Below are 26,187 nucleotides of genomic sequence, written 5' to 3' on the forward strand. Positions count from 1 at the left end.
GTCGCCGCCCGTCTGCGGCAGTTGATGGAGGGCCACCGGCCGACCCCCGCCCAGCAGCGCATCGCGGACAGTATGCTGCGCCGCCCGGCCGACGTACCGTTCCTCTCCAGCGTCGCGCTGGCCGGTCTTGCGGGTGTCAGCCAGCCGTCCGTCACCCGGTTCGCGGTGGCGCTGGGCTTCGACGGCCACCCGGCCCTGCGGCGCCATCTGTGGGAGGCCGTCACCGGCGGGCCGGGACCGGCTGCCACCACCGCGAACGCCTACCAGACGCTGGTCAGGGCCGAGATCGACAACCTCCGCGAGCTGACCAACGCCCTCGCCGACCCGGCGTCCGTCGTCCGCGCGGGCCGTCTGCTCGCCGCCTCCCGCCCGCTGCTGGTCCTGGGCCTGCGGGCCGCCGCCGCCCAGGCCGCCGACTTCGACCGTCTCGCCCGTACGGTGCACCCCGACGTACGGCTGCTCGACCGAGGCGGAACAGAGCTGACCGACCGCATCGACGACGCCGTGCGCACCGGCGCATCGGCACTGCTGTGTTTCGCCCTGCCCCGGCACCCGCGCGAGGTGGTCGACGCCCTCGCCTACGCGCAGGGGGCCGGTCTGACCGTCGTCACCGTCACCGACAGCGCCTTCGGGCCCGTCGCCCCCCACACCGACCTGCTGCTGCCCGCCGCGGGCACGGCCCGGCGGTTCGAGACCGGCTGCGCCACGGTGCTGCTCGGCCGCGTTCTGCTCCGGGCCGTCCACCAGGCACTCACCGGGGGCGCGTCACCCGCACCGAGTACGGAACCCACCACCAACCAGCCTTCCTGGCAGTCTTCCTGACAGGCCATCACCCATACCACCCGAAACGCTCGGCGATCACCGGCAGCCGGTCCGCGACGATGGCGTGGGCGGCAGCCCGCGGCGTCGTTCCGTCGGCAGCGGACCGGGCGAGCACCTGGTCGACCAGCGCCCGCATCGACCGCCGGATGTGGGCGAACGCCTCATCCGCGTCGGCTCCGATGTCACCGAAGAGCGTCCACCACCACCACGCGTTCGTGGCCGAGTTGACGACCACATCGGGCAGGACAGCGACACCGCGCTCCGCGAGCAGGGCCTCCGCATCGGGCCGTACGGGCATATTGGCCGCCTCGACGATCCAACGCGCCCCGATCCGTGTCTGGTTGGCCGCATCGATGGCGTACGAGACAGCCGCCGGCACAAGCACATCGGCATCGACAGCCAGCCAGGCATCCCGCCCCGGCAGCTCCACATCGCCGGGACCGAGCGCGGTACGGTCCACCGTCCCGTAGGCGTCGCGCGCGGACAGCAGCGCCTCCACATCGAGCCCGGCGGGGTTGGCGACCGTGCCCCTGACATCGGCCACAGCCACGATCCGCAGACCGGCAGCGGCGAGAAAACGGGCGGTCGCCCCGCCCATCGTGCCGAGCCCCTGCACCGAGACCCGCGTCCCCTCGTACGGGTCGCCCGCGCGGTCCAGGACCGCCAGCACCGATTCGGCGACCCCGCAGCCGCCCGCCAGTTCACCGAGCCCGATCCCGTCCACCTCGACCGCGAAGGCGTCCGCCAGCCGCTGCCGGGCCGCAGGCTCGTCGTCGAGGAGGGGGTAGACGGCCTGGACGGAGGAGACGAGTCCCGCATCGGCGGCGGCTCTGTCCACGTCGTCCTGGCTCAGCCCCAGATCCTCACCGGTGGTCCAGAACCTCTCGATGTACGGCCGCATGGCCCGCAGATACCGCACCAGGATGCCGTAAGCGTCGGGGCTGCGCGGGTCGCAGTCGATACCGCCCTTGGCGCCGCCGAGCGGGAGGTAACGGGCCGTGGGGTCGTCGCCGTTGAAGTGCAGGGCCTCCTTCATGGTCATGCCCCGTGCCAGCCCGGCGACCTCGTCGAGCGTGCAGCCCTCCCGCATCCGCAGACCGCCGCTGGACACACCGCGCACCAGCCGGTCGACCACCAGGTGGCCCCGGCGGCCGGTGACATGGTCGGTCCAGGTCAGCGAGATCAGCGGGGCGGGCGGCTCGGACACGGTGCCTCCTGGGACGACGTACGACGGCGGAGTCAATCTACTGAACCGCCAGTCAGCATGCCGGACCGGTCCCGGACAGGCCGGACCCGTCAGGAGAGGGCCCGGACCCGTCAGGAGAGGACCGGACCCGTCAGGAGAGGACCGGACCCGTCAGGAGAACGGAATGCCGTCGCCGCGGCCGGTCACGCCGGGCCGGGTGTTCAGCGACCACATGTGCGTACACCGAGGGCACTGGAGGTGGACGACCGGCCCCCTGTTGGAGATCAGATAGCGCCAGTGCTCGAAGCAGTTGCGGCGCGAGGCGCAGGTCGCGCAGTGGCGGGCGTCGTCGCAGACCGGACAGGCCACCCAGGCACGCCGCCCGGAGTCCGCCTGCGGATCAATGGGCAGCCGCACGGCCCGGCCCCTCCCCCGGCAGAACACCGGCCGCCACCAGCATGTCGTAGGTACGCTGCTGCTCCGCGTCCAGGCCCGAGTACAGCAGGGCGTACGCCTCGTCCTCACCCCGGAGCGCGGCCACCGGGTCCCAGTCGGAACCGAGCGCGGCCATGACCTCGGTCCGCCGCCTGACCTCGTCGAGGGTCAGGTCGACAGCGAAGGGGGTGAGGTCGGCGGCGCCGTCGGTGTTGTCCTGGTTCTCGGTGTTGTCCGGGTTCATGGCGAGACTTCCGATGAGCTGGCAGTTCACCACCATCTGTACCAGGCACCGAGGGCCCGAGGGAAGGGTGACCTAAGTCGCCCCGGACACCCCGGACGGCGCCCGGCCGGGGCGACCGGCGGACCGCACTCGGGCCCACGTCCGGATCCGCAGCCGGAGGAAGGCGGTTGCCCCCGTCGAGGAGCGCCGCACGGACCGGCCCGACCGGGACAGGCACCCATGGCACCCGTGGCACCTGTGACGTACTTCATGGCCCACCGGCCACAGGCTGAGCCGCCGCCTCACTTCCCCGTGACCTGTGTCCGTACCGCCCCCATGCTCGCCACGATCACCAGCGCGATGGCCAGCGCGTCCACGGCGGAGAGCGCCTGGTGCAGGACGAGGAAACCGGCCGTCGCCGCGATGGCCGGTTCCAGGCTCATCAGGACCGCGAAGGTCGACGCGGGGAGCCGGCGGAGGGCGAGCAGTTCCAGGGTGTACGGGAGTACGGACGAGAGCAGGGCCACCGCGGCGCCCAGCCCGAGTGTGCTCGGGACGAGCAGCTTCGAGCCCGCGTCCGCGATGCCCAGCGGCAGCATCAGCAGGGCCCCCACCGTCATCGCCAGCGCAAGACCGTCCGCGCGCGGGAACCGGGCGCCGGTGCGGGCGCTGAAGATGATGTACGCGGCCCACATCCCGCCCGCCGCGAGCGCGAACGCCACACCCACCAGGTTCAGACCGCCGAAGCCACCACCGCTCAGCAGCACCACCCCGCAGAGGGCGAGACCGGCCCACAACAGGTTCACCAGCCTGCGTGAGGCGATCACCGAGAGGGCGAGCGGGCCCAGCACCTCCAGGGTCACGGCCGCGCCCAGCGGGATACGGTCGGCCGCCTGGTAGAAGAAGCCGTTCATTCCGGCCATGGCGACCCCGAAGACCAGGACGGTGCCCCAGTCCGTCCGTGAAAGCCCGCGCACCCGGGGCCGGCACACGACGAGCAGCACGACCGCGGCGACGGCGAGCCGCAGCGAGACCACACCGAGCGCCCCGGCCCTCGGCATCAGCCAGACCGCCACGGCCGCCCCGAACTGCACCGAGATCCCCCCGGCCAGCACAAGCCCGAGCGGCCCGAGCCGACCGCGCAGCCCGGCGGGCCCGGATCCGGCGTCGGCGACCGGGACGGCGTCGGCCACGGCGGAGGGTTCGGTCAGCGCGGCGTCGAGGGCCTTGGCGTCGGCGGGGGCGATCGGATCCATGCCGTCCACAGTAAGGGCCCGCCACAAGGCCCCGGCCTTACCGCCCGTCGGCAACCCCGCCCCCGCTCACCACATCGAGGGAACCGGGCACACTTTCCTACCGTGCCCCTGTACCGGGCAGTACTCTGCGGCGGGTCCGGACAGGGAGCAGGAGAGGGCGCGGAGTGCAGGGTCTGCCAGGGCTGGATCAGGTAACCGGGCTGCTGCCCCCGGGCCGCTACGCGGCCGGTATCGACCAGTTGCACGCGCGATTCGTCGCCTCACCGGACTTCGCCGAATCGGCGACGCGGAAACAGCTGTGGGCCGAATGGGAACAGCACCGTCTCATTGTCGACGCGGTGACGGGCGGGGTATCCAGGCTGTGGCTGGGCGGGAGCTTCGTCAGCGGCAAACTCGATCCGGGCGACATCGACGTCACCTATCTGCTGCGCGCCCAGACATTCGACCGCCTGGACCGTGAGTCCCTCGCCTCGCTCGACGAGCTCACCGACAGAGCGTGGTGCGTGAAGCACAACATGCGCATGGACGCCTATCTCGTCCGGCTTCCGGAGGACGTGTCTTTCTGGCAGCTGATGCCGAGCCTTTTCACGCCACTCACCAACGATTCGTTCCGCGACATCGGGCTTTACGATGAGGACTGGCAATACGCCCGGAATTCGTCCCCGTCCGATAGTGAAGCCGACCGGCTGCGCCGAGGATATGTGGAGGTGCTGCTGTGACGGCTCAGGCTCCATTCCCGGACCCGCAGGACCGGGCAGCCGTACTGCGGTGGATGCGTGAGAACAGGCAGCGCGAGGGCGACCGGCCTGTTCCCGGGACTCCGGAGGAGTTCGCCGCTGTACAGCGCGAACGGTTGTTGCGCCGCGAGGACCTGCCCGGCACGCCGGCGACACGACGCCGTATGGACGTGGCGCTGACCGGTCCTTCCACCTCCGCCCACGAGGTGCGAGCGTCCGTGCTGGGCCCTTTCCTCGCCAACCTCCAGGAGTCGGTCTCGGCTGTCGCTCAGGCGCTGACCGGGCGGCCGACGAACGCCGCATCGATTCCCCGGCCCATTCGTGACATGACCGCGCTGAGCGCGGCTGCGCTGTTCCCGTCGTCGTTCGGAGTGGTCCTCTACGGACCGGAACGGGAGATCACACAGGACAGCCTCTTCCCCGGGCTTCTCGGAGACCTGCCCACCGTCCTTGACGATGCTGTCGGCACCGTTCTGGACGTGGTGGACCTGTCCGAGAACACCGGCCGGTCCGACGAACGCCTGGACGAACGGCTGGTACCGCTGGGTCAGCGCGCGATGAAGCACATCGGCGCGCTGACCGCCGGGCTCACCGACGCGGAGCTGGGGCTGCGTCTGACCTGGTACGCGGAAGGGGGCCGGTCCCGGCACAGCCAGTGGACGCCCGAGGGTGCCCGGCGGGTGCGCTACCTCTGTGAGCAGAGCGAGTTTCAGGCTCCGGAGATTCTGTCCGTCACCGGGTGGCTGGGCAGCGCCAGCGCGCTCCGGGGCACGGTCGAGATCCGCACCGACGGTGGGGAGATCATCCGGGCGCGCACGGACGAAGAGATCACACCACGGCTCGGCACCTACTTCGGCAATCGTGTGGAAGCCGATGTGGAGGTGACGGCCGTCCGCTCGGCCGGAGGCCGTGAGCGCAGAAACTACGCAGTCGTGGCCCTGCGGAACACGTAGCCCCACCCGTCGGTGGGCGGGGGGCGAAACCTTCGTGCCTGGCCCGTCCCGCCCCACCATTCACGCCTCGTCCAGCCCCTCCGCCAGCACCTCCGCCAGATGCCGGGCGGGCCGGCCGCCCCGCCCGGAGAGCTGTTCCAGCTGGGTGCGGCAGGAGAAACCGTCCGCGAGGATCTCCGTTCCGGGGGACGCTGCCCGTACCGAGGGCAGCAGCTGTTCCTCGGCGCAGGCGACCGACACCTCGTAGTGGCCGTTGCCGCGTTCGAAGCCGAAGTTGCCCGCGAGGCCGCAGCAGCCACCGCTCAGTTCGCCCGTCAGGCCCGCCTTGGTGCGCAGTCGGCGTTCGGCCGCGTCGCCCAGGACCGCGTGCTGGTGGCAGTGGGTCTGGCCGGCCACCTCGCGGGCGAGCACCGGGGGCCGCCACTGCGGGGCCTGTTCCTCCAGGGCCTGGGCGAAGGTCCGTACCGCAGCCGCCAGGCGGTGGGCGCGCGGGTCGTCCGCCAGCAGTTCCGGCAGGTCGGTCCTGAGGGCGGCGGCGCAGCTCGGTTCCAGTACGACGACGGGCAGCTCCGCTTCGAGCAGCGGCTCCACCCGGTCGAGCGTGCGGCGCAGCACCGTGCGGGCCCGGTCCAGCTGGCCGGTGGTCACATAGGTCAGCCCGCAGCACACCCCGTCCGGCGGAAGGGCGATGCCGAGCCCCGCCGACTCCAGGACCCGCACTGCGGCCCGGCCCACCTGCGGCGCGAGATGGTCGGTGAAGGTGTCGGGCCACAGCACGACCCGCGCGGGCGGCTGTACCCGGGTGCCGAACCACCGGCGGAACGTCTGCGGCGCGAGCACCGGGATGGTCCGCTCGGGGGCGATCCCACCGAGCCGTCCGGCGAGCGAGGCCAGCGGGGCCACCCGGGCCAGGGCGTTCACCGTGCGGGCGTACGGCGCGGCCATCCGCAGCCACTGGGGCAGCCGGCCCATCGTGTAGTGCGCGGCGGGCCGGATGCGGCCCGCGTAGTGGTGGTGCAGGAACTCCGCCTTGTACGTGGCCATGTCGACGCCGACCGGGCAGTCGCTGCGGCAGCCCTTGCAGGAGAGGCAGAGGTCGAGGGCGTCGCGCACCTCGGTCGAGCGCCAGCCGTCCGTCACGACCTCGCCCGCCAGCATCTCGTGCAGCAGCCGGGCGCGCCCGCGCGTGGAGTGCTGCTCGTCGCCGGTGGCGCGGAACGACGGGCACATGACGTCGGCCCCCGGCGCCTTCTCCGTACGGCACTTGGCGACGCCGACACAGCGGCGTACGGCGGCGGAGAAGTCGCCCCGGTCGGCGGGGTAGCCGAACTCCACGTCCACCGGTCCGGACGGCAGGACGGCGAAGCGGAGGTTCTCGTCGAGCCGGTGGGGGCGGGCCAGCATGCCGGGGTTCATGCCGCCCGCCGGGTCCCAGATGTCCTTGAAGCGGCCGAAGAGCGCGACCAGTTCGTCCCCGTACATCTTCGGCAGCAGTTCGGCGCGTGCCTGTCCGTCGCCGTGTTCGCCGGAGAGGGAGCCGCCGTGCGCGACGACCAGCCCGGCCAGTTCGCCGGAGAAGGTACGGAAGCGGGCGACGCCGCCGGGGGTGAGGAGGTCGAAGTCGATCCGTACATGGATGCAGCCGTCGCCGAAGTGGCCGTACGGCGTGCCGCGCAGCCCGTGCGCGGCGAGGAGCGCGCGGAAATCGCGCAGATACGCGCCGAGCCGGGCGGGCGGCACCGCGCAGTCCTCCCAGCCGGGCCACGCCTCCGCGCCGTCCGTGGTGCGGGTCGCGGTGCCGCTGGCGTCCTCACGGATCCGCCACAGGGTGCGCTGGGCCGCCGGGTCGTCGATGACCAGCGCGTCCAGCGCGTCGGCCGCGCGCACGATCTCATGGGCCCGGGTGCGGGCCGCGGCCGGGTCGTCGCCGCCTGTCTCGACGAAGAGCCAGGCGCCGCCGCGCGGCAGCCCGGCGGGCTCGCGCACCAGGTCGGCGGCCATGCCCTCGACGGTCAGCGGGTGGTACGGGAGCAGCCCGGCCGCCGCGTCGGCGGCGTCGCTCTCGTGGGCGTAGCCGAGGACGGCGAGCGCCCGTGCGCGGGGCGCGTCGACCAGCCGTACGGTCGCCTCGGTCAGCACCCCGAGCGTGCCCTCGCTGCCGCAGAAGGCGCGGGCCAGGCCGGTGCCGTTCTCGGGGAGCAGGGCGTCGATCGCGTACCCGGAGATCCTGCGCGGCAGACCGGCCGGGTAGCCGGTGCGCAGCAACGCCAGGTTCGCTTCGACGAGTTCGCGCAGTCCGGGCGGTGCGCCGTCCCAGCCCCGGCCGATGCGGTGGGTGCCGCCCCGGTAGGCGGCGGTGGTCAGCCCGACGACGTTGTCGGCCGTGGTGCCCCAGGCGACCGAGTGCGAACCGCAGGCGTTGTTGCCGATCATCCCGCCGAGTGTGCAGCGGTTGTGGGTGGAGGGGTCGGGGCCGAAGGTCAGGCCGTACGCACCGGCCGCCGCGCGCAGTTCGTCGAGGATCACCCCGGGCTGGACGACGGCGGTCCCGGCCTCCGGGTCCAGCGAGACGATCGCGCGCATGTGCCGGGTGAAGTCGAGGACGACCCCGGTGCCGGTGGCCTGGCCCGCGATGGACGTACCGCCGCCGCGCGGCACCACGGGTACGCCGTGGGCGCGGCACACGTCGAGCGCGGCCGCCACGTCGTCGGCGTCCCGTGGGGCGACGACGCCGAGGGGGACGCGGCGGTAGTTGGAGGCGTCCATCGTCATCAGGGCGCGGGCGGTGGAACCGAATTCGACGTCTCCGCGCACACAGCGGCGCAGCGCCCGCTCCAGTTCGCCGGCGGGCGGGCCGGTGCCGGGGCGCTTGCCCGGACGGCTGCCGGGGCGACTGCTGGAATGGGCAGCCGGACCATCGCCCGGACGGCCACCCGGGCCGCCACCCGGACGGGCGCTCCGACCGCCGTCCCGGCCGTTCCGCTCTCCGTTTACCTGCCCGTCACGGTGCTCGCCCATGGTCTACGCATGCCCCTGTGCACAATGTGTACCTGAGTCAACAATTTCCACACCTGCAACTTCCCAAACCGATCACCAACCCTCATATAGTTGACAGGCGTTACGCATGACTCACTGCATTCCTTTGGCTTACTTACTCCACTCCTGACCGCTTTACCCCACTCTCACCCCTTCTGACCCATCCGTCCATGAGGACTCCGCCAGATGACAGAGCGCCCCCCGCTCCGCCCGACCGCGCTGGCTCTGCTGATCTCCGTGATCGCTTCGGGCCTGCTGTGCGTCTGGGCGGTGGCCGCAGCCCCCGACTCCATACGCACCCCGCTCGCCTGGTGCTCGGCCGGGGCAGCCCTGCTGTTCAGCGCCGCCGTCGCCACCGCCGTCCACGCGGTCGCGTACGCCAGCAGAACATCGCGGACCCTCCGCGCCCAGATCGACCAACTGAGCGTGGAGAACTCGCAGTTCGGCGCGCGGGCCGCCCGTCTCACCGCCGAGTACGAGAGCCGGACCGCGCAGCTCACCGCCGCCCACGAGGCGAAGACAGCCGAGCTGACCGCGCAGCGTGAGGCCATCGCCGCCGGACTCACCGCCGAGTGCAACACCAGGACCGCCGAGCTGAACGCCCGGATCAGCCGCGCCGAGTCCGTACGCTCGGCCGCCCTGTCAGCGGCGGCCAACGCCGCCGGACGGATGCAGGCCCTGGCCACCGGCATGCTCGCCGACCTGCGTGAGATGGAGCACCGGCACACCGACGAGGACGTTCTCGGCGATCTGCTGCACCTCGACCACCGCACCGCGCAGGCGGGCCGGCTGGCCGACTCCATCGCCGTCCTGGCAGGGGCCCGCTCCGGGCGCCGCTGGGCGAAGCCCATCGTCATGGAGTCGATCCTGCGCGGCGCGATGGGACGGATCGCGGGATACCAGCGGGTACGGCTCCACTCGACCAGTGAGATCGCCATCGCGGGCCACGCGGCCGAGGGCATCATGCACGCACTCGCCGAACTCCTGGACAACGCGGCCAACTTCTCGCCGCCCACCGCCGAAGTGCATGTGTACGTCGAAGAGGTACCGGCCGGGGTGATCCTCACCATCGAGGACAGCGGTCTGGTCATGAGCGACGTCCAGCTGCGTCGCGCCGAACGGGCCGTCACGGCGGAGACCACCCAGCAGACCGACCTCGCCGGACTCTCCGGGACCAGGCTCGGCCTCGCGGTCGTCGGGCGGCTGGCCCGCAAGCACGGGCTGACCGTGTCGTTCCGCCCGTCGGCGCGCGGCGGCACCGGTGTCCTGGTGCTCCTCCCGCACGAGCTGATCACCCGCACCCCCCGGCCTGCCGTGCCCGCACCGCTGGCCGCACCGCCCCGGGCCGTACCGCCCCAGCACACCAGGGCTGCGGACCCGCCGACCGCCGATGCTCCCCCGGCCGCGCCGGAAGCCCCGGCCCCGCTGCCCACACGCTCACCCGCGCCGGCGCCCGTACCAGCGCCCGCGCCGGAACCCGGGCACGGGACCTCGTACGGCCCCTCGGCCCCGACCGGCCCCGCGTCCACCGCGACGTCACCAGCGACGCCCCCGGAGGCCGCCGCCCCCACGGCGCAGCCCACCCCCGCGACCGCCCCGGCCCCCGGCTCCGAGCCCGAACCCGCCCACTCGGCAAGTGAGTTCGGCGAGAGCGGCCTCCCCAAGCGGCGGCGCGGCCAGACCCTGGCGGCTGCGCATCCGGGAGGCACCCATATCCCGGGCTCCGCCAAGCCCGTCGACTCGACCTCGTCCACGACATCCGCCGCCAGGTTCAGCGCGTTCCGCCAGGCCGTACGTGGCGATTCCCCGAACGGCGACTCCCAGAACCCGGAAGGCAGCAGCTCATGAGCACGACCACCACCGACGAGAAGCTCAACTGGCTCCTGGAGAGCCTCCTCGAGCGCACCCCGGGCGCCCGGCACGCCCTGGTCCTCTCCCGGGACGGCCTCAAGCTCTGCCGTACGTCGGCGCTCTCCGTCGACCAGGCCGACCAGCTGGCCGCCATCTCCGCCGGTATCCAGTCGCTCTCGCACGGCGCGTCGATGGAGTTCGGCGACGGCACCGGCGGCGTACGGACCGCGATGGCCGAGTTCTACGGCGGGGTGCTCTTCATCGTCGAGGCGGGCGACGGCGCCCATCTCTCCGTCGTCGCCGACGAGTCCGCCGACGTGGGCCTCATCGGGCACAACATGAGCGAACTGGTCGAGCAGCTGGGTGAACACCTCAGCGCGGAGCCGCGCGCGTGACCGCCCCGGTGCCCAGGCCCAGGCCGGGCCGTGACGACGACCCGGACCGCCTCTACACCGTCACCGGCGGGCGCAGCCGGTCCGACGCCACCGCCTTCGACCTGGTGACCCTGGTCGTCGGCGAGTGCGACCCGACGCCCGGCATGCAGTCGGAGCACGCCACGATCCTGCGGATGTGCGGCCGCCCCACAGCCGTCGTCGAGATCGCGGCCGGGCTGAAGCTGCCCGTGTCCATCACCCGGATCCTGCTCTGCGACCTGCTCGACACGGGCCGGATCAGCGCCCGCCACCCGCGCACCGCACGCGGCGCCGACAGCCTTCCCGACCCTCACATCCTGGAGCAGGTGCTCGTTGGACTCCGCAGCCTCTAACCAGAACGCCCTGGCCGGCACCGCCGACAACGGTCTCAAGATCGTCATCGTCGGCGGGTTCGGCGCCGGGAAGACCACCATGGTCAGGTCCGTCAGCGAGATCCGCCCGCTGAACACCGAGGAGACCATGACGCAGGCGGGGGCGGCCGTCGACAACACCGACGGGGTGCAGGCCAAGACCGCCACCACCGTCGCGTTCGACTTCGGCCGCATCAGCATCGACGAGCGGACGATCCTCTACCTCTTCGGCGCGCCCGGCCAGGAGCGCTTCTGGTTCCTCTGGGACCGGCTGTTCTCCGGCACGCTCGGCGCCGTCGTCCTGGTCGACACCCGCAGACTCGCCGACTCCTGGTACGCCATCGACCGCCTCGAACACCACGGCACACCGTTCATCGTGGCCTGCAACGACTTCGGCGGCCCGGTCCACTCCCTGGAGCAGCTCCGTGAGGCGCTGGACCTCTCCCCCGAGATCCCGCTGATCGACTGCGACGCCCGGGACCGTACGTCGAGCAAGTACGTACTGATCACCCTCCTCCAGCACCTGCACGCCCTGTCCTCAGCGTCCTCAGCAACGTCAGCGTCCTCGACATCCGCAGCGACCTCCGCAGCGACGTCCGCACGGGAGCCAAGCACCACATGACCACCGACACCCCGCCCACCCCGCTGAGCGGCCCGCGATTCCAGACGGACCCGGCCCAGCTCTACCGGGAGATGCGACGCGCGCACGGACCGGTGGCCCCGGTGCTGCTCGACGGCGACGTACCGGCCTGGCTGGTCCTCGACTACCGCGAGCTGCACCAGGTCACCGCCGACCCGGTGCTCTTCAGCCGGGACTCCGAGCTGTGGAACCAGTGGGACAGCATCCCCGCCGACTGGCCGATGCTGCCGATGATCGGCCGTAAGCAGCCGTCGATCCTCTACACCGTGGGCGAACGGCACCGCGAGCGCGCCGCGATGATCGGCGACGCGCTGGAGTCCGTCGACCCCTTCGAACTGCGGCGCGTGGCCGAGCAGTTCGCGGACGAGCTGATCAACGCCTTCTGCGGCAGGGGCGATACGGACATCATCGGCCAGTACGCGATGCTGCTGCCGGTCCGGGTGCTCGCCCGGCTGTACGGATTCCCCGACGACGAGGGCCCGGCCCTGGTCAAGGCGATGAACGACATGATCGACGGCCGTGAACTGGCCCTGGCGGGGCAGCAGCACCTCGGGCGGTCGATGATGAACCTGCTCATCGCCCGGCAGGAGTCGCCGGCCGAGGACGTCGCCTCGCACATGCTGGCCAACGAGGCGGGCTTCACCGTCGAGGAGATCGCCCAGGACCTGATGGTCATGATGGCGGCAGGCCACCAGCCCACCGCCGACTGGATCGGCAACTCACTGCGGCTGATGCTGACCGACGACCGGTTCGCCGCCTCGCTCTCGGGCGGCCGGCACAGCGTCGCCGAGGCGATGAACGAGGTCCTCTGGGAGGACACCCCCACCCAGAACGTCGCGGGCCGCTGGGCCTCGCGCGACACCCACCTCGGCGGCCGGCACATCCAGAGCGGCGACATGCTGCTCCTCGGTCTCGCCGCCGCCAACGCCGACCCCCAGGTACGCACCGACGGTTCGGCCCTGACCGGCGGCAACAACGCCTTCTTCTCCTTCGGCCACGGCGAGCACCGCTGCCCGTTCCCGGCCCAGGAGATCGCGGAGGTCGTCGCGCGTACGGGGATCGAGGTCATCCTCGACCGCCTCCCCGACGTCGACCTCGCGGCCCCCGGCGAGAGCCTCACCCAGCGCCCCTCGCCCTGGCTGCGCGGCCTGTCCACCCTGCCCGTCATCTTCACGCCGGTTCCCGCGCTGTGAGCCGAAGACCCGCGCAGCGCGGCCGTACCCACCCCAGGAGGCACAGATGAGTTGCCCGGTCGACCACGGAAGCCACTCCCGGAGCACCGGCCACGCCGACAGCGTCGCCCTGGACCCGTTCGTCCGGGACCTGGACGGGGAGGGCGCCGCCCTGCGTGCGGCGGGCCCGCTGGCCCGGGTCGTCCTGCCGGGCGGGGTGCCCTGCTACGCGGTGACCCGGCACGCGGAGGCCAGGCAGCTGCTCACCGATGCCCGGCTGGTGAAGGACATCAACGTCTGGGGCGCCTGGCAGCGCGGTGAGATCCCGCTGGACTGGCCGCTGATCGGGCTGGCCAACCCGGGCCGCTCGATGCTGACGGCCGACGGCGCCGAGCACCGCAGGCTCCGTACGCTCGTCGCGCAGGCGCTGACCGTGCGCCGGGTGGAGCGGCTGCGCGCCGGGATCGAGAAGCTCACCGCCGGGATGCTGGACCGGCTGGCGGAGGTGCCGGCCGGCGAAACGGTCGACCTGAAGGCGGAGTTCGCGTACCCGCTGCCGATGAACGTGGTCAGCGAGCTGATGGGGGTCGACCCGGTCGACCACCCCCGGCTGAAGACCCTCTTCGAGAAGTTCTTCTCGACGCAGACACCTCCGGACGAGGTCCCGCAGATGATGGCGGACCTCGGCGCGCTCTTCTCGAAGATCGTCGAGTCGAAGCGGGCCCGTCCGGGCGACGACCTGACGAGTGCGCTGATCGCCGCGTCCGAGGACGGCGACCACCTCACGACGGAGGAGATCACCAACACCCTCCAGCTGATGATCGCCGCAGGCCACGAGACGACGATCAGCCTCATCGTGAACGCGGTCGTCGCCCTCCAGGCCCACCCCGAGCAGCGCCGGATGGTGCTCGCGGGCGAGGTCCCCTGGGAGAACGTCATCGAGGAGACGCTGCGCTGGTCGACGCCGACCTCGCACGTCCTGATCCGCTTCGCGTCGGAGGACATCGAGGTGGGCGGTGCGGTGCTGCCGAAGGGCGAGGGCCTGATCGTCTCGTTCGGCGCGATCGGCCGCGACGAACAGGCGCACGGTCCGACGGCCGGGGACTTCGACATCACCCGCACCCCGAACCGCCACATCTCCTTCGGCCACGGCCCGCACGTCTGCCCCGGGGCCGCGCTCTCGCGTCTCGAAGCGGGCGTCGCACTGCCCGCGCTCTTCAACCGCTTCCCCGAACTCCACCTGGCGGTCCCGGCCACGGAACTGCGCAACAAGCCGGTGGTCACCCAGAACGACCTCTTCGACCTGCCGGTGAAACTCGGCGCCTGAACGACGCGTTCCGCCCCCGGGGCAGCCGATCCCGGGGGCCGGGCCGGCCGGCCAGGAGATCTCCCTCCCGGCCCGGAGACCTCCGTCACACACCGTGCCGTCCGTCTCACCGGCCGGACCCGCTGTCCGTGAACGCCCGGAACCGGCTACGCTCCGGCTCGTGGCTGAGATCCGGATTCCCGCTGACATCAAGCCCGCCGACGGCCGTTTCGGCGCGGGCCCCTCCAAGGTGCGTACCGAGGCGCTGGACGCCCTCGCCGCCACCGGCACTTCCCTGATGGGCACCTCCCACCGCCAGGCCCCGGTGAAGAACCTGGTCGGTGCGGTACGCACAGGCGTACGCGACCTCTTCCAGCTCCCCGACGGCTATGAGGTGATCCTGGGCAACGGAGGCTCCACCGCCTTCTGGGACATCGCGACCCACGGACTCATCGAGTCCAAGTCGCAGCACCTCAACTTCGGCGAGTTCTCGTCCAAGTTCGCCAAGGCGTCGAAGCTCGCCCCGTGGCTGGCCGAGCCGACCGTCATCGCCTCCGACCCGGGCACCCACCCGGAGCCGAAGGCCGAAGCGGGCGTGGACGTGTACGCGCTGACGCACAACGAGACGTCGACCGGTGTCGCCGCGCCGGTCAAGCGCGTCACCGGCGCCGATGAGGGCTCCCTCGTGCTGGTGGACGCCACGTCGGGCGCGGGCGGCCTGCCGGTCGACATCACCGAGACCGACGTCTACTACTTCGCCCCGCAGAAGTCCTTCGCCTCCGACGGCGGCCTGTGGATCGGCGTGTTCTCCCCGGCGGCGCTGGAGCGCGCGGCGCGTATCCACGCCTCGGGCCGGCACATCCCGGAGTTCTTCAGCCTGCCGACGGCGATCGACAACTCGCTGAAGAACCAGACGTACAACACCCCGGCCCTCGCCACGCTGTTCCTGCTCAACGAGCAGCTGACCTGGATGAACACCCAGGGTGGCCTGGACTGGACGGTCGGCCGCACGGCGGCGTCCGCTCGCGCCCTGTACGGCTGGGCCGAGCAGTCCAAGTACGCGACCCCGTTCGTCACCGACCCGGCGAAGCGCTCGCAGGTCATCGGGACCATCGACTTCGCGGACGAGATCGACGCGACGGCCGTCGCGAAGGCGCTCCGCGCCAACGGCATCGTGGACACCGAGCCGTACCGCAAGCTGGGCCGCAACCAGCTGCGGGTGGCGATGTTCCCGGCGGTCGACCCGAAGGACATCGAGGCGCTGACGGCCTGCATCGACTACGTGATCGAGCAGCTCTAGATCTCCGCCCCGCACGGCCCGTACGAGAGGGCCCCGGCAGCCGCCACCCGGTTGTCAGGGCCCTCCGCCGCACCGGCGGTGCCCCGGCGCCCGGGGTTCACGCTCCGTCGATCAGCCGCTGGAGCGCAGGGCCGCAGAGGTCGGCGAGCCGTTCGGGGGTGGCCAGTTCGCCCGCGCCCGGCCGGTGCAGGCTGAGCGCCGCACCGATCCCGAGCAGCTGGCCGGCGATCAGCTCGGCGCGCAGTTCGCGCTCGTCGCCGGTGAGGCGCGCGGCCAGCCGGGAGGTGACCTGCTCACGGAACCGCTCCTTGAGCAGGGAGCGTTCGTCCCGGTTGCCGAGCGAGAAGACCACTCGCAGCAACGGATCGGCCCCCCGTTCGCGGCGGCTGCGTACGAGAGCGAGCACCAGGTGCCGGCCGAGCGAACCGAGGGGAGCGTCGAACAGCTCATCGGCGGCCGACCCGAAGTCGGCGACCGTGTTGAACAGCTCCTCCTTCGTACCGAACCGCTTCACGATCAGCGAGGCGCTCACGCCTGCGTCGGCCGCGATGCCGCGCATGGTCACCTCGGCGTACGGACGCTGGGTGAACGCACGCCGGGCGGCCAGCAGAATCGCGTCACGCCCGGTCCCGCCGGAGCCGGTGGTCTCCGTACCGCCGACGGTCATGCATCCTCCTGGACCAGCACGTTCGGACCTCGCTCCCCGACCGTACCGGCCGCGTCGACCCGGTTGTCCGAACCGGCCGCGTCGACCGGGCCGGCCGCATCAGCCGCACCGACCGGGCCGGCCGGGTCCGCCGCTCCGGCCGGGCGCCCCGGAATACAGAGCGTGACGACCAGCGCGGCGAGCGCGGCGCCCGCGGCGATCAGGAAGACCAGCAGATACGCGTGGAGCGTGGGGACGGTGTGGCCGCCGACCCGGAAGGTGACGTTGGCCAGCACGGCGGCCACCACGGCGCTGCAGAAGGCCTGACCGACCGAGCGCATCAGGGTGTTGAGCCCGTTGGCGGCTCCGGTCTCGCTCACCGGGACCGCGCGCATCACGAGCGAGGGCAGCGCGGAGTAGGCGAGGGCGGTGCCGGACGCGACGACCGTGGCCCCCACGATGATCAGCCACAGGCTGTGGCTGGTGAAGAAGCGCACCAGATACCCGGCGGCCAGCACACCCGATGCGATCGCGAGCGTGACCCTGGGCCCGTAACGGGCGGAGATGCGCGCGGAGACCGGGGAGAGCGCCACCATCGAGAGCCCGCCCGGCAGCAGACAGAGCCCGCCGACGACGATGGAGGCGCCGAGACCGTACCCGGTGCTCTTCGGTTCCTGCACCATCTGGGCGGTGGACAGGGAGTTGGCGTAGAAGGCGAAGCCGATGAGCAGCGCGGCGATGTTGGCGAAGAGCACCGCGGGGCGGGCGGAGACCCGCAGGTCGACCATGGGCGACGCGACCCGCAGCTCGTACCACCCCCACACCAGACCGATCACGACGGCCGCGGCGAACAGCCCGACGACCCGGGCCGACCCCCAGCCCCACTCGCCGCCCTGCGTAGTGGCGAGCAGCAGACAGACCAGCGCACCGCTCAGCCCGACCGTCCCCAGTGCGTCGAACCGTCCGCGCGCACGCAGCGGCGACTCCGGTACGACGGCGAGCACCAGCACGATGTCCAGTACCCCGAGCCCGGCCGAAGCCCAGAACATGGTGTGCCAGTCGGAGTGTTCGATGACGAGGGCGGCGACCGGAAGCCCCACGGCGGCGCCGATCCCCAGCGTGGAACTCATCAGCGCGACGGACGAGAGCACCCGGGCGGGCGGCAGCTCGTCCCGCATGATGCTGATGCCCAGCGGTACGACGGCGAGCGCGGCCCCCTGGAGCGCGCGCCCGGCGATGAGCACCCCGATCTGCGAACTGACCGCGCAGAGCACGGATCCGACCACCAGCACCCCCAGCGCGGCGACCAGCACCCGCCGCTTCCCGTACATGTCCCCGACCCGCCCCAGGACGGGCGTACAGACGGCCCCGGTCAGCAGCGTCACGGTGACGAGCCAGCTGGCGGCGGACGGGGTGGCCCCGGTGAGCGCCGGAATGTGCGGCAGCAGTGGCACGACGAGCGTCTGCATGACGGCGACGACGACCCCGCAGAAGGCGAGGACACCCACGAACATCCGGGGGTGGGGCGCTTCTCCGGCCTCGCCGGGTGCGCTGGATCCGGTGGCCGCGGGGGCTTCGGGTCTGGGTATGGCTGGGGACATGACCGGCTCTCCGTGGGAGGCAAGGGGGTGCACAAGTGTTCACCCCAGGGTAAACGCTTGTGCACCCCTACCGAAACGCCGGCTTGTAGCGTGCGGCGCGGGTCGGCCCGATACGTACGATCTGCCTGCCCGGTGACTGCTTCCCGGCGGCTTCGGGCCCTCGGGGTCCCCACCGCATAAACTGAGGGGCTGGAGGGCCGGCCCCGAAGCGCCGCACAGCGCCCACCACCGCACCGCCCCCACCCACCGCAGAGCGCACCCGTCCCACACCCCGGAGACCCGCCCCGTGCCCGACGACATACGGTCCCGCCCGCAGTCGCGGCTGAGCGGCGACTGTGCGAACTGCTTCGGGCTGTGCTGTGTCGCCCTCCCCTTCACCGCGTCCGCCGACTTCGCGGTCAGCAAGGACGCGGGCCGGCCCTGCACCAACCTCCGGTCCGACTTCCGGTGCGGGATCCACAACCGGCTGCGGGGCAGCGGGTTCCAGGGCTGCACGGTGTACGACTGCTTCGGCGCCGGCCAGCAGGTCTCGCAGGTCACCTTCGGCGGCCGGGACTGGCGGCAGGAGCCGGATTCGGCGCAGCGGATGTTCGCCGCGTTCCCGGTCGTACGGCAGCTCCACGAACTGCTCTGGTACCTGACCGAGGCCCTCACCCTCGCGCCCGCCGCCCCGGTCCACCCCGAGCTGCGCGGTCTCCTCGAAGCCACCGGGGCGCTGGCCCGGCTCGGGCCGGACGGACTGGCCGCCCTGGACGTCGGTGCGCACCGGGGGAAGGTCAACGAACTGCTGCTCCGCACCAGCGAGCTGGTCCGCGCGACGGCGCACCAGGAGGACGGGCCGCAGAAGAACAAGCGGCGCAAGCGCCCGGCCCGGAAGGACCACCGGGGCGCGGACCTCATGGGCGCCCGTCTCCGGGGCGCGGATCTGCGCGGGGCGACGCTGCGTGGGGCCTATCTGATAGCCGCCGACCTGACGGGCGCCGACCTCCGCCTGGCCGACCTCATCGGCGCCGACCTCCGCGACGCGAACCTCTCCGGCGCCGACCTCACCGGCTCCTTCTTCCTCACCCAGCCCCAGCTGAACGCGGCCCGGGGCGACACGACGACCCGGCTGCCCCCGTCACTGACCAGACCGGAGCACTGGGGCGCGAAGCCGGAGTGACGAGGGCGCGCAGGGAGCGGGCCACCGGCAACCCGTACCCCGCCCTCACTCGTACGGGCGACTGTTTCGCAAGCCCGCCCGGTCGGCCGACCCGGCCTACGATGATGTTCTCGACACCAGCCACCAGGAGGCCCTCATGTCTGCCGCAGCAGTCGAGCACCCCTGTGACGGCGAGCCGCCGACCCTGCTCGAAGAGGCCGACCTCCTCATGGAGCAGCTGCCCGGCTACCGCGTTGAGATCATCGGAGGCATCCTCACCGTGACCCCGCCCCCGGACGCCCCCCATGCGCGCGCACTGACCAAGATCATGCGTCCATTCATCGCAGCCAACCTGGACGACGGGGAGACCGAAGTGCTCCAGGGCGTAGGGGTATGGCTACCGACCGGCGCGGAAGACTTCGTCATTCCGGACCTCGCCGTGGTGGACGCAGATATCGACGCCCACGTCATCGCCCACAACTGCTACGACCCCGTCATCTTCCGTCTCGTCCTGGAAGTCACATCGACCAACTACAACCAGGACCTGCGCGCGAAGGTGTCCGTCTACGCGGAGGCCGACATCCCCGTGTACGTGATCGTGAACCGCAAGCACCAGCGTGTCCACGTCCTCACCGAGCCGGTCGGCAGTGACTACGCGAGCCACCAGATCTTCGCCGCCGGACAGCACGCCCCGCTCCCGGCCTCGATCGGCGGCGATGTCACGCTGGATGTCGCCGCGATCCTCCGGGCCGGAACGACCGTACGGGCCAAGGACTGAGACCCGGCGGGGCCACCGGCGTCACTTCCGTCCCCCGCCGAACAGCCGCCGCACCCCCATGAACAGCAGGAAGAGCACGGCGAAGACTCCGATGCCCCACGCCGTCGGAGAGCCGCCCGACCAGTCGGACCCCGTGTCCGACGAACTCCCGCCCCCGGCCGCCGACTTACCGCCGCCGGACCCCTTCGGTTTCTCCACCGGGAAGCGCAACACCCGGCTCTGCGCCCCCTCGGAGCCCATCATCAGCGCCGAGCCGTCCGGTGTGTACGTGACCGACTCGGCCTGCCCCTGGAAGGGCACGCCCAACTCGTGCTCGGTGCCGAGTCCGCCGCCCGGCTTCCAGTCGTACGACTCCGCTCCCAGATAGCCCCGCAGGGTCAGCTGCTTCCCGTCCGGCGAGAACGCGCCGTCCGTCACCCAGGGCACGTCGTCGATCCGCCGGAAGACGTTGGTCTTCGATGCGGACAGCTTCGCGGGCCCCACGTACAGCCCGCCCTTGGTCTGGTTCTTCGACGCGATGTAGACGCGGCCGGTCTTCGGGTGGACCATCAGCGCCTCCGCGTTGCGCGGCCCGTCGGCGTACTTGACGGTGAACTGCGTGGCCCGGACCGTCTCTTCCTTCTTCAGCTGCTTCGGCTCGGGGAAGCGGTAGATCCAGACGTGGTCCCAGGTTCCGTCCAGGTTGTCCCCGATGTCCCCGACGTAGATGTCGCCGTCCGGCCCGATCGATATCGCCTCGACGTCACGCGGCGCTCCGACCCCGCGCATCGTGACCCGGGACACGGTCTGCCCGGTCTTCGAGTCCACCGCGTAGACGTACGGGCCGTCGCTGCTGTCGTTGTGGGTCCAGTAGACACCGGGGTGGAGCCGGCTGGCGGCCAGGCCGCTGGACTCCGTGATCCGGGGATCCTTGATCGTGAACCCGCCGTCGTCCGCGGCTGCCGGCACGGCGGGGACAAGGGTGAGCAGGACGGTGGCCGCAGCCCCGGCGACGTACTGAAGCGAACGCATGCCCCCAAGACTGCCACCCCTGCACCGTCCGCGATGATGACGGGATGCGTCTGAGGATGATGTTCGTCGGTGACTCCATGACGATCGGCCGGGCCGGCGACTACACCTGGCGCTACCGCATGTGGCAGCACCTGGGTGAGGACTGCGAGATCGTCGGACCGCGCACCGCGCTGTACGAGTCGAGCACGGCTTACGCGGACCCCGCCTTCCCCGCCGAGGCCCGTCGTCATCTGTCGGGGTGGGGCGAGGGCTGGCAGCACATGGCTCCGCTGATCCGCGAGACGGTGACCGCGCACCGACCGGACCTGCTGCTCGTCTCCCTCGGCCTGATAGACCTCGGTTTCTACACGGACGCGGAACAGACCGCGCTCAACGCCCGCCACTTCCTGGCGGAGGCGCGTGAGGCGAATCCGCACATCCGCGTGGTGATGCTCCCGGTGATCCCGAACATCCGCGCCGAGACGGACGCACCGTTCGCCGCGGAGGTCGCCCACTTCAACGTCCTGCTGGCGAAGGCGATCGCGGACCTGGACGCCCCGCGCTCACCGCTTCTGCTGGCCTCGCGCCCCGAGACGTACGACATCCACACCGACACGTACGACGGCACCCACCCCAACCCGAGCGGCGAGCAAAAACTGGCGAACGCCTTCGCGGACGCACTGCACCAGGGGTGGGAGCTCGGCGGGCCGTTCGCCGCGTCACCCTTGGGAGCGATGGCGGAGACCCGACTTTCAAGCTAGTTTCAAAGTCATGGGCATCGATGGCGCCGCCGCAGCCGTGAACTTCTCCGAGCTGGTGAACAAGAACAAACAGACCCTTGCCCGCCTCAAGGAGTCGCCCCGCCTGCTGCTGCACCGCCGGGACGGCGAGGATCTGGTCCTGACCACGGCCGCCCGGGCCGAACAGGACCAGACCGTGGTGTCCGCAGCCACCCGGATGCTGGCAGCGATGGCGCAGCGCGAGCCGGGCAGTATGGAGCTGCTGCTCGACATACTGCCGGACGCGTTTCCCTGGGTTCACTTCCTGCCCGAGCCGGACGTCCACGCCTTCGCGGTCGAACTGGTCGACACGATGCGCGCAGCGGATTCGGTCGCCAACAACACATCGGTCGCTCAACTGCTCATCACCTGGCAGCACACGGCGGAAGTCCACTCCGACCCCGAGTTGCTCGCCGCACTCACCGCTGACCACGACGCGGACTACGGCGCGGCGCCCGACCCGCGAAAGACGGCATGACAGCGGGGCGCGGTGACCGTGCCGCACCCCCTGCTCCGGAGGGACACTGGGAAGTCCGGTTCGCCGACGCGGCCTCGGCCAAAGGCTGGGAGAGCCTCACTCAACAAGCCCGTGAGAACACCTACCGCGCCTGGATCATCATGCGCGCGGTCAGCGGTCAGCCGTCAGCGCTCGTGATTCACACCGTCAAGTCTCAGACCCCCGTGCTGCCGTCGATCCGCTCGCGGATGAGGTCGGCATGTCCGTCGTGCCGGGCGTACTCGCCGATCATATGGGTGTAGATCCATCGCAGGCTCACCTCGCCTCCCATGAACGGAGCGGTCTCGTCCAGGGACCGTGAGGCGCAGTTGGCGCGGCCCCGTTCGATCTCGTCCTCCCAGGTCTTCCGGGCCGTCTCGAACGATCCGTCCGCGGTGAGCGCGAACCCCCCGTCGTGCCCTCCCTGTTCGGCCTCGTCGGGGTGGATGGCCGGCACGTCCTCGCCGGTCAGTACCCGCCGGAACCAGTTCCGCTCGACCTCGGCCAGGTGCTGGACGAGCCCCAGCAGCGATACGGGAGAAGGCGGCACGGAGGCCGTACGCACCTGCTCCTCCGTGAGGCCTTCGCACTTCATGGCCAGCGTGGCCCGGTAGAAGTCGAGCCAGCTCTCCAAGTTCACACGCTCGTCCGCGTTCAGGGGCGGCATCGGCCGTTCGGTGTTCGTCATGGGCCCCAGCCTGCCATCCGGGTCTGACAGGCCGGTCCCACAGCCAGGTCCGGCAGCCCGGAAGCCGGGTCCGGCAGCCGGTCCGGCCGTGGGGCTGCCGACGGCCGGAACCCCACGGCCCGGCACCTACGGACGTGGGGTGGCCGCGCGGCAACTCCTCACTCCCCCGGCATCCGCGGGGCCTGCGGCAGGTCGGGTGGCGTCCCGGTGGTCCAGACCGGCGTGATGTCCAAGTGCGCGATGCGCCAGCCGTCCGGTGTGCGGCGCAGTCCGGCCCGGTAGACGCCACCGACCGTGAAGACGGGCTGGGCGTCCACCCCTCGGGCCTGCAGTGTGGAGTCGAGGTGGACATGCTTCATCAGCGCGTTCCACCTCGCCGTGGTCTCTCCCGAAACGGCGTCGGCCCGGACCAGGACGTCCGAGGACATGTGCTGCGTGCGGGCGTACCGCTCGATCGCCACCTGTGTCTGTCGCGCTACTTCGCCGCCCCGGGACGGGCCGAGCGGAGTCGCTGTCCGTACGTCGTCGGTGAAGAAGGCACGGGCCCAGCCCTCCGGGAACTCACGGTCGTCCAAGGTGGCGAAGTAGTGGCTGATGAGCGTACTGATTTCGAAGTGGTCCGCCTGACTCGTCATGGACCGATCCTGTCGCCTCAACTGCGCTTGAGGTCAAAGCCATGGGGCGCGCCCGTGTACGAAGTGGCCCGGGTACAAAGCGGCCCGGGTACAGAGCGGCCCGCGTACGAGATGGCCCGCGCCCGTGAGCCGTGCGCGGAATAATCATCCCGGGTTCAGCGCGAACTCACCGCGCACTCATACGCCGCCACACCATGGTGAGCAGAGCCCCGGGCGACCCGTCCCCGAACCGGCGCGCATGAGGTGGCCGGGGCGCATCCCGCGAGCTTTTCCGGTGTCGCTTCGGAGACAGAAGGCGGCCCGGCCTTCGCACCGAACCCATGTGCGGATAGTGTGAACAGAATGCGAGTTCACTGATTCAACTGTGAGGAAAGCATGGGGAAGGCCGAAGAGCGCAGCACTCTCTACCACGAGTTCCTCAGACTCGCGGGGCAGATCGAGCGGCTCCTGAACACCGACCCGGCGCAGACCAGCATGGACCCGGGGGAGCTGGTGCGCTGGAAGAACCTGCACAGCGACCCGGAGGCGAAGACCATCCTCCACCGCCGGGACTCCCTGCTGATGCCAGGCTCCATACCCCTCTCCGACACCCTCCGGGAGTGGAACGCCCACGCGAAGGAAGTCCTGCGGACCGCGCCCTCGCAGCCCCAGCAGCAGCGCTGATCACCTGCCGGGCGCGTCAGACCAGTCCTCCGGCGCCCGGATCGAGCCGGGCCGCGACCCGTTCCAGCCTCCGCTCCGTCCGGCGGGGGCCCCAGTACTGCGAAGTCGTGACCAGCAATCCGATCACCAGCCACCGCAGCACCGACCACACCGACCCGTGCGTGACGATCTGGATGACCATGTTGCCTCCGTAGACCATGATCAGCAGGGGGCCGAGCCAGCGGCGCAGCTTCCGCTGTCTGTCGAGCTGTCGGCGCTGCTCGCCCACCAGGCGGCGCATGGCTTCCCGGTCGGTCTCGTCGGCGGGGATCCGCTCCTTCCGTATCTCTCTCATGAGCGCTCGTAGCCGCTTCGGCTCGATGCCGACCCGGTCGGCCAAGCGGCGCTGCGCTTTCCGCACCCAGAGCGACACCGACGCCACCACCAGAGCCAGCAAGGCGACCCAGACAGCCACTTTCGCCCCTATCGGCCACCCCAGGGCCGCCACGGCGCCCGCGGCCACCCCGGCGAGCACCATCAGGCCCACCCCGCCGAGACCCCACCCCACCTGGTGCCGTCCGGATCCGGCCGGCGTTTCGGCTCGTACGGTCATGCCCCACCCCCTGTTGTCCGGGCGCCGTCACCCGTACGCCCGCCGGACCTCGCGTCTACCCCGCTTTCCACGGATGAGCGCAGGCCGACGGCCGACACGGAGCGGCGCCGGGCTCAACAGGCCCCCGAAAGCGCCGGGTTCGCGACGGACGGCTGCCCGCCTGGCGGTCGGGCGGGCAGGTCAGCCCGGCGCGTCGTCCCCGGACCGCCCCGCGCATCCTTGATTCGAGCGCACTCCAACGGGTTGGCTGAGCCTCATGAAGTACACGCAGCTTGGACGCACCGGACTCAAGGTCAGCCGACTGGTCCTCGGCACGATGAACTTCGGGCCGCAGACCACCGAGGCCGACAGCCACACGATCATGGATTCCGCGCTCGCCGCGGGCGTCAACTTCTTCGACACCGCCAATGTCTACGGCTGGGGCGAGAACAAGGGCCGCACCGAGGAGATCCTCGGCACCTGGTTCGCCCAGGGCGGCGGGCGGCGCGACAAGGTCGTACTCGCCACCAAGATGTACGGGAACATGGGCAGCGGCCCGGAGGCCTGGCCCAACCACGACAAGCTCTCGGCGGTCAACATCCGCCGCTCCGTCGAGGCTTCACTGAAGCGGCTCCAGACGGACCACATCGACCTGTACCAGTTCCACCACGTCGACCGGAACACCCCGTTCGAGGAGATCTGGCAGGCGATCGACGTCCTGGTCCAGCAGGGCAAGGTGCTCTACGCGGGCTCGTCGAACTTCCCTGGTTACAAGATCGCCCAGGCCAACGAACTGGCCGCCCGCCGCGGCTCGGTGGGGCTCGTCAGCGAGCAGTGCATCTACAACCTGATGGAGCGCCGCGCCGAGATGGAGGTCATCCCGGCCGCGCAGGAGTACGGCCTCGGGGTCATCCCGTGGTCGCCGCTGCACGGCGGACTGCTCGGCGGCGCGATCCGCAAGGAGCGGGACGGCGGCAGCGGGCGCAGCTCGACGGGCCGGTCGGCGGACGCGCTCGCCGATCAGACCGTACGGGCGAAGATCCAGGCGTACGAGGACCTGCTCGGCAAGCACGGTCTGGAGCCCGGCGAGGCCGGTCTGGCCTGGCTGCTGACCCGGCCGGGCGTCACGGGGCCGATCGTCGGCCCGCGCACATCGGAACAGCTGGATTCGGCGCTGCGCGCGATCGAACTCGAACTGCCGGAGTCCGTGGTGTCCGGGGTCGACGAGATCTTCCCAGGTCCTGGCCCGTCACCCGAGGCGTTCGCCTGGTAGGCACGGACGCGCATCCGTCCGGGCGGGCAGGTACGCACAGCCCGCACGCCCCCTGATGGGCACCGCGCACGCTCCCGGGCGGGGGGGCGCGGGGTGGGCGCGCGCGGCGCGGGCCCGGGGCCCCGTGCCCCGCGGGCGGATTGGCCGCTCCGAGGGCCGCCGGGCGGCCGCGGGGGGGCCGCGGCGCGATGCCGCCGATGGACCCACAGCTCGCCGTCCGTGCCC

General features: G+C 71.5%; 27 protein-coding genes. 16 read left to right on the top strand and 11 right to left on the bottom strand.

The window, feature by feature from the left end; genetic code table 11:
• Positions 1 to 24 precede the first annotated feature (24 nt).
• Positions 25 to 822: a MurR/RpiR family transcriptional regulator gene (locus ACFXBC_RS12525; protein ID WP_385022560.1), complete on the top strand. Its 798-nt coding sequence runs from the start codon at positions 25 to 27 to the stop codon at positions 820 to 822.
• A 7-nt stretch (positions 823 to 829) separates the two neighbouring features.
• Here ACFXBC_RS12525 and ACFXBC_RS12530 read toward each other — a convergent pair whose 3' ends face one another.
• From ACFXBC_RS12530 to ACFXBC_RS12545, 4 genes are all read right to left on the bottom strand, one after another.
• Entirely contained in the window at positions 830 to 2,029 is a 1,200-nt protein-coding gene (locus tag ACFXBC_RS12530) for a Glu/Leu/Phe/Val dehydrogenase dimerization domain-containing protein (protein ID WP_385022449.1), read from the bottom strand.
• Positions 2,030 to 2,179: 150 nt separating this feature from the next.
• Positions 2,180 to 2,425: a hypothetical protein gene (locus ACFXBC_RS12535; RefSeq protein ID WP_385022452.1), complete on the bottom strand. Its 246-nt coding sequence runs from the start codon at positions 2,423 to 2,425 to the stop codon at positions 2,180 to 2,182.
• Positions 2,409 to 2,687 carry a DUF6400 family protein gene (locus tag ACFXBC_RS12540; RefSeq protein WP_385022563.1) on the bottom strand — a complete coding sequence of 93 codons (279 nt, stop codon included), beginning with the start codon at positions 2,685 to 2,687 and terminating at the stop codon, positions 2,409 to 2,411. The genes ACFXBC_RS12535 and ACFXBC_RS12540 overlap by 17 nt, the downstream gene beginning before the upstream one ends.
• 281 nt (positions 2,688 to 2,968) lie before the next feature.
• Positions 2,969 to 3,922: a DMT family transporter gene (locus tag ACFXBC_RS12545; RefSeq protein ID WP_385022455.1), complete on the bottom strand. Its 954-nt coding sequence runs from the start codon at positions 3,920 to 3,922 to the stop codon at positions 2,969 to 2,971.
• A 164-nt stretch (positions 3,923 to 4,086) separates the two neighbouring features.
• Here ACFXBC_RS12545 and ACFXBC_RS12550 point away from each other — a divergent pair, with 164 nt between their 5' ends.
• The gene (locus ACFXBC_RS12550) at positions 4,087 to 4,641 is read left to right on the top strand and encodes a DUF6932 family protein (RefSeq protein ID WP_385022458.1); all 555 of its coding nucleotides are present in this window, start codon (positions 4,087 to 4,089) and stop codon (positions 4,639 to 4,641) included.
• 53 nt (positions 4,642 to 4,694) lie between these two features.
• Entirely contained in the window at positions 4,695 to 5,612 is a 918-nt protein-coding gene (locus ACFXBC_RS12555) for a hypothetical protein (RefSeq protein ID WP_385022460.1), read from the top strand.
• A gap of 60 nt (positions 5,613 to 5,672) precedes the next feature.
• Here the strand turns inward: ACFXBC_RS12555 and ACFXBC_RS12560 are convergent, their stop codons facing one another.
• Positions 5,673 to 8,630 (bottom strand): FAD-binding and (Fe-S)-binding domain-containing protein, encoded by a 2,958-nt coding sequence (locus ACFXBC_RS12560; protein WP_385022463.1) that lies wholly within the window; start codon positions 8,628 to 8,630, stop codon positions 5,673 to 5,675.
• Between the two features lie 204 nt (positions 8,631 to 8,834).
• Here ACFXBC_RS12560 and ACFXBC_RS12565 point away from each other — a divergent pair, with 204 nt between their 5' ends.
• The 7 genes from ACFXBC_RS12565 to serC all read left to right on the top strand — a co-directional run bounded on the left by ACFXBC_RS12565 (position 8,835) and on the right by serC (position 15,701).
• Positions 8,835 to 10,496, top strand: coding sequence for a sensor histidine kinase (locus ACFXBC_RS12565; protein WP_385022466.1), 1,662 nt, complete (start codon positions 8,835 to 8,837; stop codon positions 10,494 to 10,496).
• Entirely contained in the window at positions 10,493 to 10,894 is a 402-nt protein-coding gene (locus ACFXBC_RS12570; protein WP_385022469.1) for a roadblock/LC7 domain-containing protein, read from the top strand. Before ACFXBC_RS12565 ends, ACFXBC_RS12570 begins: the two co-directional genes overlap by 4 nt.
• Entirely contained in the window at positions 10,891 to 11,265 is a 375-nt protein-coding gene (locus ACFXBC_RS12575; protein WP_385022472.1) for a DUF742 domain-containing protein, read from the top strand. The genes ACFXBC_RS12570 and ACFXBC_RS12575 overlap by 4 nt, the downstream gene beginning before the upstream one ends.
• Entirely contained in the window at positions 11,246 to 11,905 is a 660-nt protein-coding gene (locus tag ACFXBC_RS12580; RefSeq protein ID WP_385022475.1) for an ATP/GTP-binding protein, read from the top strand. Before ACFXBC_RS12575 ends, ACFXBC_RS12580 begins: the two co-directional genes overlap by 20 nt.
• Positions 11,902 to 13,116 (top strand): cytochrome P450, encoded by a 1,215-nt coding sequence (locus tag ACFXBC_RS12585; protein WP_385022478.1) that lies wholly within the window; start codon positions 11,902 to 11,904, stop codon positions 13,114 to 13,116. The genes ACFXBC_RS12580 and ACFXBC_RS12585 overlap by 4 nt, the downstream gene beginning before the upstream one ends.
• A 46-nt stretch (positions 13,117 to 13,162) precedes the next feature.
• The gene (locus ACFXBC_RS12590; RefSeq protein ID WP_385022481.1) at positions 13,163 to 14,422 is read left to right on the top strand and encodes a cytochrome P450; all 1,260 of its coding nucleotides are present in this window, start codon (positions 13,163 to 13,165) and stop codon (positions 14,420 to 14,422) included.
• Between the two features lie 160 nt (positions 14,423 to 14,582).
• The gene (gene serC / locus ACFXBC_RS12595; protein ID WP_385022484.1) at positions 14,583 to 15,701 is read left to right on the top strand and encodes a phosphoserine transaminase; all 1,119 of its coding nucleotides are present in this window, start codon (positions 14,583 to 14,585) and stop codon (positions 15,699 to 15,701) included.
• Positions 15,702 to 15,798: 97 nt separating this feature from the next.
• Here the strand turns inward: serC and ACFXBC_RS12600 are convergent, their stop codons facing one another.
• On the bottom strand, positions 15,799 to 16,368 hold the full coding sequence (locus ACFXBC_RS12600; RefSeq protein WP_385022487.1) for a TetR family transcriptional regulator: 570 nt from the start codon (positions 16,366 to 16,368) through the stop codon (positions 15,799 to 15,801).
• A complete protein-coding gene (locus ACFXBC_RS12605) occupies positions 16,365 to 17,948 on the bottom strand; it encodes an MFS transporter (RefSeq protein WP_385022490.1) in 1,584 nt (527 codons plus the stop codon). Before ACFXBC_RS12605 ends, ACFXBC_RS12600 begins: the two co-directional genes overlap by 4 nt.
• A 286-nt stretch (positions 17,949 to 18,234) precedes the next feature.
• Here ACFXBC_RS12605 and ACFXBC_RS12610 point away from each other — a divergent pair, with 286 nt between their 5' ends.
• Both ACFXBC_RS12610 and ACFXBC_RS12615 read left to right on the top strand, forming a co-directional pair.
• Positions 18,235 to 19,110, top strand: coding sequence for a pentapeptide repeat-containing protein (locus ACFXBC_RS12610; protein WP_385022493.1), 876 nt, complete (start codon positions 18,235 to 18,237; stop codon positions 19,108 to 19,110).
• Between the two features lie 136 nt (positions 19,111 to 19,246).
• Positions 19,247 to 19,867 carry a Uma2 family endonuclease gene (locus tag ACFXBC_RS12615; protein ID WP_385022496.1) on the top strand — a complete coding sequence of 207 codons (621 nt, stop codon included), beginning with the start codon at positions 19,247 to 19,249 and terminating at the stop codon, positions 19,865 to 19,867.
• Between the two features lie 21 nt (positions 19,868 to 19,888).
• Here the strand turns inward: ACFXBC_RS12615 and ACFXBC_RS12620 are convergent, their stop codons facing one another.
• Positions 19,889 to 20,878 (bottom strand): WD40 repeat domain-containing protein, encoded by a 990-nt coding sequence (locus ACFXBC_RS12620; protein ID WP_385022500.1) that lies wholly within the window; start codon positions 20,876 to 20,878, stop codon positions 19,889 to 19,891.
• Between the two features lie 44 nt (positions 20,879 to 20,922).
• Here ACFXBC_RS12620 and ACFXBC_RS12625 point away from each other — a divergent pair, with 44 nt between their 5' ends.
• Positions 20,923 to 21,618: a GDSL-type esterase/lipase family protein gene (locus ACFXBC_RS12625; RefSeq protein WP_385022503.1), complete on the top strand. Its 696-nt coding sequence runs from the start codon at positions 20,923 to 20,925 to the stop codon at positions 21,616 to 21,618.
• A gap of 10 nt (positions 21,619 to 21,628) precedes the next feature.
• Positions 21,629 to 22,114, top strand: coding sequence for a hypothetical protein (locus ACFXBC_RS12630; protein WP_385022506.1), 486 nt, complete (start codon positions 21,629 to 21,631; stop codon positions 22,112 to 22,114).
• Between the two features lie 193 nt (positions 22,115 to 22,307).
• On the opposite strand, the gene ACFXBC_RS12635 is transcribed toward ACFXBC_RS12630, so the two are convergent.
• On the bottom strand, positions 22,308 to 22,820 hold the full coding sequence (locus ACFXBC_RS12635) for a DinB family protein (RefSeq protein WP_385022509.1): 513 nt from the start codon (positions 22,818 to 22,820) through the stop codon (positions 22,308 to 22,310).
• A gap of 158 nt (positions 22,821 to 22,978) precedes the next feature.
• Entirely contained in the window at positions 22,979 to 23,455 is a 477-nt protein-coding gene (locus ACFXBC_RS12640) for a nuclear transport factor 2 family protein (RefSeq protein WP_385022512.1), read from the bottom strand.
• A gap of 375 nt (positions 23,456 to 23,830) precedes the next feature.
• Here ACFXBC_RS12640 and ACFXBC_RS12645 point away from each other — a divergent pair, with 375 nt between their 5' ends.
• The gene (locus ACFXBC_RS12645; protein WP_385022515.1) at positions 23,831 to 24,118 is read left to right on the top strand and encodes a hypothetical protein; all 288 of its coding nucleotides are present in this window, start codon (positions 23,831 to 23,833) and stop codon (positions 24,116 to 24,118) included.
• A 16-nt stretch (positions 24,119 to 24,134) separates the two neighbouring features.
• Here the strand turns inward: ACFXBC_RS12645 and ACFXBC_RS12650 are convergent, their stop codons facing one another.
• Complete coding sequence (locus tag ACFXBC_RS12650) at positions 24,135 to 24,710, bottom strand: hypothetical protein (RefSeq protein ID WP_385022518.1); 576 nt, start codon at positions 24,708 to 24,710, stop codon at positions 24,135 to 24,137.
• 256 nt (positions 24,711 to 24,966) lie between these two features.
• Here ACFXBC_RS12650 and ACFXBC_RS12655 point away from each other — a divergent pair, with 256 nt between their 5' ends.
• Entirely contained in the window at positions 24,967 to 25,962 is a 996-nt protein-coding gene (locus ACFXBC_RS12655) for an aldo/keto reductase (RefSeq protein ID WP_385022521.1), read from the top strand.
• Positions 25,963 to 26,187: the final 225 nt, after the last annotated feature.

This window comes from Streptomyces sp. NPDC059398 (genome assembly GCF_042751845.1).
GTDB lineage: Bacteria > Actinomycetota > Actinomycetes > Streptomycetales > Streptomycetaceae > Streptomyces.

What these genes read in the sequence shown, in the direction of transcription:
- ACFXBC_RS12525 (WP_385022560.1), top strand. Translation starts at nt 25, where the DNA reads ATGGAGGGCCACCGGCCGACCCCCGCCCAGCAGCGCATCGCGGACAGT.
- ACFXBC_RS12540 (WP_385022563.1), bottom strand. Translation starts at nt 2,687, where the DNA reads ATGAACCCGGACAACACCGAGAACCAGGACAACACCGACGGCGCCGCC.
- ACFXBC_RS12545 (WP_385022455.1), bottom strand. Translation starts at nt 3,922, where the DNA reads ATGGATCCGATCGCCCCCGCCGACGCCAAGGCCCTCGACGCCGCGCTG.
- ACFXBC_RS12555 (WP_385022460.1), top strand. Translation starts at nt 4,695, where the DNA reads ATGCGTGAGAACAGGCAGCGCGAGGGCGACCGGCCTGTTCCCGGGACT.
- ACFXBC_RS12560 (WP_385022463.1), bottom strand. Translation starts at nt 8,630, where the DNA reads ATGGGCGAGCACCGTGACGGGCAGGTAAACGGAGAGCGGAACGGCCGG.
- ACFXBC_RS12565 (WP_385022466.1), top strand. Translation starts at nt 8,835, where the DNA reads ATGACAGAGCGCCCCCCGCTCCGCCCGACCGCGCTGGCTCTGCTGATC.
- ACFXBC_RS12570 (WP_385022469.1), top strand. Translation starts at nt 10,493, where the DNA reads ATGAGCACGACCACCACCGACGAGAAGCTCAACTGGCTCCTGGAGAGC.
- ACFXBC_RS12585 (WP_385022478.1), top strand. Translation starts at nt 11,902, where the DNA reads ATGACCACCGACACCCCGCCCACCCCGCTGAGCGGCCCGCGATTCCAG.
- ACFXBC_RS12590 (WP_385022481.1), top strand. Translation starts at nt 13,163, where the DNA reads ATGAGTTGCCCGGTCGACCACGGAAGCCACTCCCGGAGCACCGGCCAC.
- ACFXBC_RS12600 (WP_385022487.1), bottom strand. Translation starts at nt 16,368, where the DNA reads ATGACCGTCGGCGGTACGGAGACCACCGGCTCCGGCGGGACCGGGCGT.
- ACFXBC_RS12605 (WP_385022490.1), bottom strand. Translation starts at nt 17,948, where the DNA reads ATGTCCCCAGCCATACCCAGACCCGAAGCCCCCGCGGCCACCGGATCC.
- ACFXBC_RS12615 (WP_385022496.1), top strand. Translation starts at nt 19,247, where the DNA reads ATGTCTGCCGCAGCAGTCGAGCACCCCTGTGACGGCGAGCCGCCGACC.
- ACFXBC_RS12620 (WP_385022500.1), bottom strand. Translation starts at nt 20,878, where the DNA reads ATGCGTTCGCTTCAGTACGTCGCCGGGGCTGCGGCCACCGTCCTGCTC.
- ACFXBC_RS12625 (WP_385022503.1), top strand. Translation starts at nt 20,923, where the DNA reads ATGCGTCTGAGGATGATGTTCGTCGGTGACTCCATGACGATCGGCCGG.
- ACFXBC_RS12630 (WP_385022506.1), top strand. Translation starts at nt 21,629, where the DNA reads ATGGGCATCGATGGCGCCGCCGCAGCCGTGAACTTCTCCGAGCTGGTG.
- ACFXBC_RS12635 (WP_385022509.1), bottom strand. Translation starts at nt 22,820, where the DNA reads ATGACGAACACCGAACGGCCGATGCCGCCCCTGAACGCGGACGAGCGT.
- ACFXBC_RS12640 (WP_385022512.1), bottom strand. Translation starts at nt 23,455, where the DNA reads ATGACGAGTCAGGCGGACCACTTCGAAATCAGTACGCTCATCAGCCAC.
- ACFXBC_RS12645 (WP_385022515.1), top strand. Translation starts at nt 23,831, where the DNA reads ATGGGGAAGGCCGAAGAGCGCAGCACTCTCTACCACGAGTTCCTCAGA.
- ACFXBC_RS12650 (WP_385022518.1), bottom strand. Translation starts at nt 24,710, where the DNA reads ATGACCGTACGAGCCGAAACGCCGGCCGGATCCGGACGGCACCAGGTG.
- ACFXBC_RS12655 (WP_385022521.1), top strand. Translation starts at nt 24,967, where the DNA reads ATGAAGTACACGCAGCTTGGACGCACCGGACTCAAGGTCAGCCGACTG.